Here is a 392-nt window from a genome sequence, read left to right on the forward strand (position 1 = left end):
AAGCTGAAGCGAAAGAGATTTTGCATCAACTCATGCAACAGCGTGGTTTCTACCCGATGGTTGCAGCACAACGCATCGGAGAAGAGTATGAGCTGAAGATTGATAAAGCGCCGCAGAATGTTGACAGCGCTCTGACTCAGGGGCCGGAGATGGCGCGCGTGCGCGAGTTGATGTACTGGAATCTCGATAACACCGCGCGTAGCGAGTGGGCCAATCTGGTGAAGAGCAAGTCAAAAACAGAGCAGGCTCAACTGGCTCGGTATGCTTTCAATAACCAATGGTGGGATCTTAGCGTTCAGGCAACGATCGCCGGGAAGCTTTGGGATCATCTGGAAGAGCGATTCCCGCTGGCTTACAACGATCTTTTCAAACGTTACACCAGTGGGAAAGAG

1 protein-coding gene is annotated in these 392 nt (G+C 51.8%); it reads left to right on the forward strand.

Annotated elements, in window-relative coordinates:
- On the forward strand, nt 1-392 hold a 392-nt coding region (locus C5L13_RS28560; RefSeq protein WP_205836907.1), incomplete at both ends, for a hypothetical protein.

It is taken from the genome of Neorhizobium alkalisoli, from assembly GCF_002968635.1.
GTDB classification, from domain to species: Bacteria; Pseudomonadota; Alphaproteobacteria; order Rhizobiales; family Rhizobiaceae; genus Neorhizobium; species Neorhizobium alkalisoli.